The following is a 6933-nucleotide window of genomic DNA, read 5'->3' on the forward strand; positions in this document are numbered from 1 at the left end:
CATCCAGCTACCTTCCTTATTATTATCGAAAATGTCCGCAACGTGGACGCAAACCCATTTCGCGATGAGCAGACTAAACCGCAGAAACTTCCTCCAGAAAACCACCCTCTTCACGGCCGGAACCCTGCTGGCCACTCGCTCCCGTAGTGCCGGTTACCCCGCTGCGGCAGGGGAATACATGGGTGGGTACGCCGCACCGAAAATTGCCAACATCCGCGCGGCATTCATCGGCGTCGGTGCCCGCGGCGGACAGCACGTCACCAATTTCGCGAAGCTGCCGGGAACGGAGGTCGTCGCCATCAGCGACCTGTACGAGGACAATGTGGCAAAGTGGCGGGAAATGGCCGGTAGTCTGGGACAGGAATCGCAGCACCAGGACATCGAAGGGTACTTCGGTGGGGAGAACGAATGGAAACGGATGCTGGAAGAGCAGCGCCCCGATGTCGTCTTCATTGCCACCAACTGGGCCGCCCACGCGCCGATGGCCACCGCGGCGATGGAAGCCGGTGCCCACGCGTTTGTCGAGGTTCCGATCGCCCTGACCATCGAGGAAATGTGGTCCGTCATCGACACGTCGGAGCGGACGCAGAAGCACTGCATGATGCTGGAAAACGTAAACTACAGTCGCGACGAGTTGCTCTTTCTGAACCTCGTCCGCCAGGGGATGATCGGGGAAGTGCTGCACGCCGAAGCCGCTTACATCCACGATCTACGCGGCCAGATGGAAGAGGTCGACCGGGGCACCGGTTCCTGGCGCACGGAGCACTACGCCAAGCGCGACGGCAACCTCTATCCCACCCACGGTCTCGGTCCGGTGGCCCAGTACATGAACCTGGCGCGCGGCGAGGATAATTTCCGCCGGTTGACCTCCTTCTCCACGCCCAGCCGGGGGCGCAGCCTCTACGCAAAGAAAAACTACCCGGCCGACCACCGCTGGAATCAACTTGAATTCAAGGGCGGTGACCTGAACACCTCCCTCATCAAAACGGAACTCGGTCGGACGGTTATGGTGCAGTGGGACGAGACCAGTCCGCGACCCTACACCCGTCACAACCTGATCCAGGGAACCCTCGGTGCACTGGCCGGATTCCCCACCCGGGTAGCCCTCGAAGGCGGTGTGCCCGGAGCGACGGAAGACCACCACCGCTGGGCGCAGGGCGAGCAGCTACAGGCGCTCTACGAGCAGTACGATCACCCCCTCTACAAGCGGCTCAACGAAACGGCGAAGGGCAGCGGACACGGCGGCATGGACGGGATCATGATGGTCAGGATCGTCGAATGTCTGCAGCAGGGCTTACCGCTCGACCAGAACGTTTACGAAGGCTGCTACTGGAGTGCGGTAGCCCCATTAAGCGAGGCTTCGGTTGCGGCGGACGGGATGCCGCAGGACTTTCCTGACTTTACGCGGGGCCGGTGGCGGGAGACGGAGCCGCTGGGTGTGGTGGAGTAAGGTTAGTACACAGGGCAAGGGGCACGGTGGGGTCTTTTTAACACGGATTGACTTCGTCGCGCGGATTCGCTGCGCTCGGGCACGGATTTGCGCAGATTTTTGACCTGCGGCCTGATTTTGTGGAGGAAGGTCAGGGCAGTGGAGTAGCAGGTCGAGGGGCTCTGGTCCGAGACTTTTCACCACGGAGGGCCACTGATTCAACACGGATTGACTTCGTCGAACGCGGAATTTATTGGTTCGTGGCATCCTGCCGCGGTCACGCTGGTTCGTAGCATCTTGCCGCGGTCACGTTGGTTCGTGGCATCTTGCCGCGGTCACGCTGGTTCGTGGCATCTTGCCGCGGTCATGCTTGAGATCACTACGGATTAACCACCGGTCGACTGCGTCGGACATGGAGCACTAAGGTGGAGCCCTTCAAGGGCGACCCTGAAATGCGGGCAATACAGGGGCGGCGCAGAGCGCCTCCACCTCTTTTAACCTACTCCACCACATATTCCCTGAGCAACGACGCCCAACGTTGGTATCCCGCGCCGTTCAAGTGCAGGCCGTCGTTGCTGTAGCGAATGTCTAGTTTTTGCTGGTCGTCCGTGAAGGAGGGGTGGAGATCGAGATAGCGGTAATTTCCTTCGACTCCCTTCTCCAGGGCGGCATTGATCGCTTTAATCTCCTCGCCCTTACCCGTGTGCCCGGCGAACATTCTGTAATGGTCGTTGACTGGAAAAATACTCTGTACGTACACCTCCGTTTGCGGACTGGCCTCATTGGTAGTGACTACGATTCGACTGATGTTCTGAATCACTTCCTCCACCGAGCTGCCCCGGGCCAGATCGTTGGTGCCGATCAGCAGGAAGACCTTGGCGGGCGCGGAGGCGGTTACCTCTTCGAGGCGATCCAGTACGCCCAGGGTGACGTCGCCGCTGATGCCGCGATTCTTGACTTTGTCGTTGCCCAGGAGCTCGGCCCACTCGCCGCCGTCGGTCATGCTGTCGCCGATGAGGACTATTTCTCCCTCGTCGTTGGGTAGGGACTCAAAGTGGGTCTTTCTCTGGTGGTAGTAAGTAGAGTGCTCGTCGGGGCGGATGGCGAACCGCAGGCCCTCCATGCTCAGGGGAGCGAAGGTGAACATCCAGTTCTGGTAGTCGGTGGCGGCGGGAATCTTTGCTAGTACCTTATTCCAGCCCTGCTTTAGGGTGACCCTGGTGGGCTTGCGGGTCCAGTAGAGTTCTTCGTCCGTCCAGGGCTTTTCGAGGTCTTCGGGACTTGCCCATCCCGTTGACCTGGCCGGTTTCCAGCCGGGGTTGTTCCAGGAGGGGGCGGGTAGGGGGGCGTCGTTCAGCCAGATGTCACCACCGTTCGCGTCCCAGGATCCGGTTTCGGGGATGCCGCCGTAAGTGCGGTTGGCGCGCATCGGGGTTTCGAAGCCGATCCAGGTATCCACCTGGCGGTCGCGGTCGGAATGAATGTGGGTAAGGGCATAGACCGTTTCTCCGGCCGAAGCCTCCGGGAAGTAGCCCCCAAGTCTGAAGCGATCCTTCATCACCAGGGTGTTGCCGGTAGCGGCTTGCCAATTGAACTCCTTTCCACTTAGGGTGTAGCTGTCCTGAATCGTGTCGAAGCGTGCGTCGGCTTTGTCGCCGGGAAAGGGGCCGATCACTTTCCACGCCTTGTCCGTCTGCTTTAGGTAGGGGAAGGGCGCGTTCGCGAAGTGTTCGTCTCCGTGGTGCAGCAGGATGTCCTCATAGGCGGCGAAGTAGCCGAAGGCCGGCGTGCCCCGGGGCGGGAGGGTCATGAAAAAAGTTGGTGATGCGGTCTGCACGTCGGCCGTCCAGGTGGTCCAGGCGTAGGTGAGCATAGAGGGGTAGACGGGGTTTTGGGTGTAGGCATCTTCGGGGCGGGCGAGATTTACGTCGGGCCACAGGCAGAGGATCCCTCCGAGTACTTCGCTGTTGGAGGATTCTCCGATCGGTTTGAAGAACAGCCGCTGGATCTGGGTCATCGGTTCACCGTTGTTGATGTAGCTGTTCCAGGAGTCGATCTCGCGGTAGTCGGTGTCCGAGGGGGGCAGGGGCTTCCAGGTTTGCCGGATGACGCCGGGCTTGGCGGTGAGTCCGGGATTCCAGACCATCACCTCCCGACCGTTGGCTTCACAGAAGTCGATCATGCGGTTCATGAATTCTTTCGGATTGGGTACTTCCACCTCATCCGAACCGATGTGGATGATCGGGCAGTCCGCGGCCGGGATTTCCGTGAAGAATTCCGTCAGGATATCCTCCAGTATTTCCATGCCCCGGTCCGTTTCCATCCTGACTCCCATGGCCGCCGTGAAGGAATCGCTGTGGCCGGGCATATCGATTTCGGGGATTACCGAAATGTGACGCTCCTTAGCGTAACTGATCAGCTCCCGGATCTCGGCGTAGGTGTAGTACATACCGGGGTCGCGGGTGGGCCGGTGGTTTTCGGTGGCGTTTAGCTCAGGGTACTTCTTGCTTTCGATGCGCCAGGCGGGTCGGTCGGTGAGGTGCCACTGGAAAACGTTGAGCTTGTAGCGAGCCATGATGTCCAACTGCCGTTTGAGCGATTCCAACGGCTGGAAATTGCGTCCGACGTCGACCATGAATCCCCGCACGGGAAAGGCGGGTGCGTCCTGAATCTCGCAGAGTGGCAGCACCGTTTGGCCACCGCGTTCCTGGATCAACTGGCGCAGGGTCTGAAGCGCGTAGAAGTGCCCCGCTTCCGTAGCTGCCGTCAGCTGAATGCCCGTAGCGGAAATGGCGATGGCGTACCCTTCCTTGCCAAGACTTGTATCCGTGACGAACTCGCAGGAAAGGTTCGCCCCGTCCCGCAACGCTACGTCGTGGGCTTGCAGCATTCTAGTCAGTTCCTTACGCAGTCCGGGCGCGGCCGATGCCGCGTTGCGAAGCTCCAGCGATTCGAGCGCGATGTGCTCCCCCGTCCAGTTTATTTCCCGGGGAAAGGGGATGAGTTTTGCCGGGGCGGCACGGAGTTGTTCCGCGGTGAACTTCGCTACAAAAAGCGGCTCATCCTGGGCAGAAATGCAAGTGGAGAAAAAGACCAACACTAGCGTGATAAGTCGGGACAATGGCTTTGAAGATTTCATATTATTATGTCGTGGCCTGATTGGACGGCTATTCGAATAAACTTTGCTCCTGCGTTCCCGCCCAAAAGTGGCAGCAGATAATGTCTTACTCCTTAAAAAGCCTGCTTCCGGAACGCCTCCATAGCCGCGTACTCGGTAAGGCCCAGTTGGTTGTAGAGCTGGGCGGTCTTGCGGTTGCGTTGTTCGGCGCGCTGCCAGAATTCCCGGTCGTCCTCTCCCTGAAACACGACGCCGTCCTTCTGACTCTGGTGCTGGAAGATGGCGGTGCGTTTTTGCTCTACCTGCCGGGGGCTCATCGGTACGGCCATTTCGATTTCGTGGAGCGCCCACTCCTGCCAGGCGCCGCGGTACAGCCAGAGCCAGGTGTCGGTGATGGCCGGGGAGTCGTCCGTTCGCAGCTGCGTGAGGGCTTGTAAAATCGCGTCGAGACACACCTTGTGGGTACCGTGGGGGTCTGCCAGGTCACCGGCGGCAAAGATCTGGTGGGGCCGGATTCGTTCGATCAGTTCTCTGACGATTTGAATGTCTTTCGCACCGAGGTCTTTCTTCTTGCTGCGGCCCGTCTCGTAGAAGGGCATATCCAGGAAGTGAATGTGCTCGTCCGGAGTGCCAAGGTAGCGGGCTCCGGCGATGGCTTCTCCCCGGCGGATGAGGGCTTTGATGTCCAGAACCTTCTTGCTATTGGAAGCCAGGTCGTTGCGGCTACCGGAAAGTTCGGCGATAACGGCGGGTAGGCGATCGTTCTGGCCACCCATTTTCTTATTCAGGTCGTAGCAAAATTCCGCGTAGCGCAGGGCGTCGCTGTCGGACACCGCGATATTTCCGCTCACCTGGTAGGCCACGTGTACCTCGTGCCCCTGCTCGATCAACCGGGCGAATGTCCCGCCCATGGAAATTACGTCGTCGTCGGGGTGGGGAGAAAAGATGATCACCCGCTTGCGGTGGGGGGTAGCGCGTTCCGGCCGGCCCTGGCCCTCCGTACCGGGTTTGCCGCCCGGCCAACCGGTGATGGTACGCTGGAGGGTGTTGAAGAAGTCGATGTTGAGCTGGTAGACCGATCCCCGACTCGCCAGCAGATCCGACATGCCGTTGAGGTTGTAGTCGCGCTCCGTAAGGTTCAGGATCGGTTTTTTGACGTGACGGCTGAGCCAGATGATGCCCTGGCGGGTGAGTGCCTCATCCCACCGACAGGGAGCGACCAGCCAGGGGGTATGAATGCGCGTAAGTTGGGCGCTGGCCTCGGTGTCCAGTACCATTGTCAGGTTCGGGTGACCCTGCAGGAGGGTGGCCGGGGTTTGTACGCTGGGAGCTCCTTCCACTGCCTTACGCACGATCTCCGCCTTCTTGTTGCCCCAGGCCATCATGACGATGCGGCGGGCCTGCATGATGGTGGCGATACCCATGGTGAGGGCCCGGGTGGGCACGTTGGCGATGCCGTTGAACTCCGCCGCGGCGTCACTCCGGGTCAGGTGATCCAGGGTGATGAGGCGGGTCAGGGAGCGGGAATTGCTGCCGGGTTCATTGAATCCGACGTGACCGGTCCGGCCGATCCCGAGGAGCTGAAAGTCCAGTCCGCCGGCCTCCTTGATCCGTTGCTCGTAGTCCATGCAGTGGGCGAAAACCTCCTCCAGTGGGAGCACGCCGCGCGGAATGTGGATGTTTTCGGGGGAAACATTGACGTGATCGAACAGGTGCTCGTGCATGAAGTACCAGTAGGAGCTCTGGCTGCTGCGGGGCAGGCCGTAGTACTCATCGAGGTTAAAGGTAATCACGTGGCTGAAGTCCAGCCCCTCCTCCCGGTGCCGGCGCACGAGCTCTTCGTAGACCCGGATGGGGCTGGAACCGGTGGCCAGTCCGAGAACGCAGGCTTGTCCCGCTTCTCCCTTACTACGAATAAGGGTCGCTATTTCCGCCGCCACGGCCAGGGAGCCGCGTTCCGCGGACGGAAAAATCTCCGTGTGCAACTGTTCGAAGCGGGTTTCGTCCGTTGCGCCCACCGGCCGGTACTGGAGGTCTGCGTTGGCACTGGGGGAAATCGGGGAAGCTGTCATAGGAAAAACTTTGGGGCAAAGATAAGAACGAATTGTATTTGTCATACATAATACTTTGCTTGCTGCACTTATGCTTCCGGCTGCGCGGCTATGAGTGAACTTCGGTCAGGGAGTGATTCCGCACCCGAAGTCTGTAGGTAAACCGTGGGGGGTGGAAGCCTTTTATCCCGATTGGCAAGTAGATGCAGCAGTTCCCCAGGTAAGGTGTACACGTAATCCGACCAATTGTACGCCAAAGAGCTCGGCTAATCGTCCGTATATACCTGAAAAATCCTCGAACGGCTGGGTCGTGAATAAGGCGCGTTGGGTAAACC

3 protein-coding genes are annotated in these 6933 nt (G+C 59.8%); 1 reads left to right on the plus strand and 2 read right to left on the minus strand.

Features of this window, described 5'->3' with window-relative positions; translation table 11 throughout:
- Positions 1–64: 64 nt before the first annotated feature.
- Entirely contained in the window at positions 65–1450 is a 1386-nt protein-coding gene (locus GGR28_RS18480; protein ID WP_183497317.1) for a Gfo/Idh/MocA family protein, read from the plus strand.
- A gap of 478 nt (positions 1451–1928) precedes the next feature.
- Here GGR28_RS18480 and GGR28_RS18485 read toward each other — a convergent pair whose 3' ends face one another.
- On the minus strand, positions 1929–4550 hold the full coding sequence (locus tag GGR28_RS18485) for a family 20 glycosylhydrolase (protein ID WP_183497318.1): 2622 nt from the start codon (positions 4548–4550) through the stop codon (positions 1929–1931).
- 110 nt (positions 4551–4660) lie between these two features.
- The gene (gene nagB / locus GGR28_RS18490; RefSeq protein WP_183497319.1) at positions 4661–6619 is read right to left on the minus strand and encodes a glucosamine-6-phosphate deaminase; all 1959 of its coding nucleotides are present in this window, start codon (positions 6617–6619) and stop codon (positions 4661–4663) included.
- Positions 6620–6933: the final 314 nt, after the last annotated feature.

The sequence above is a fragment of the Neolewinella aquimaris genome (assembly GCF_014197245.1).
Taxonomy (GTDB): domain Bacteria; phylum Bacteroidota; class Bacteroidia; order Chitinophagales; family Saprospiraceae; genus Neolewinella; species Neolewinella aquimaris.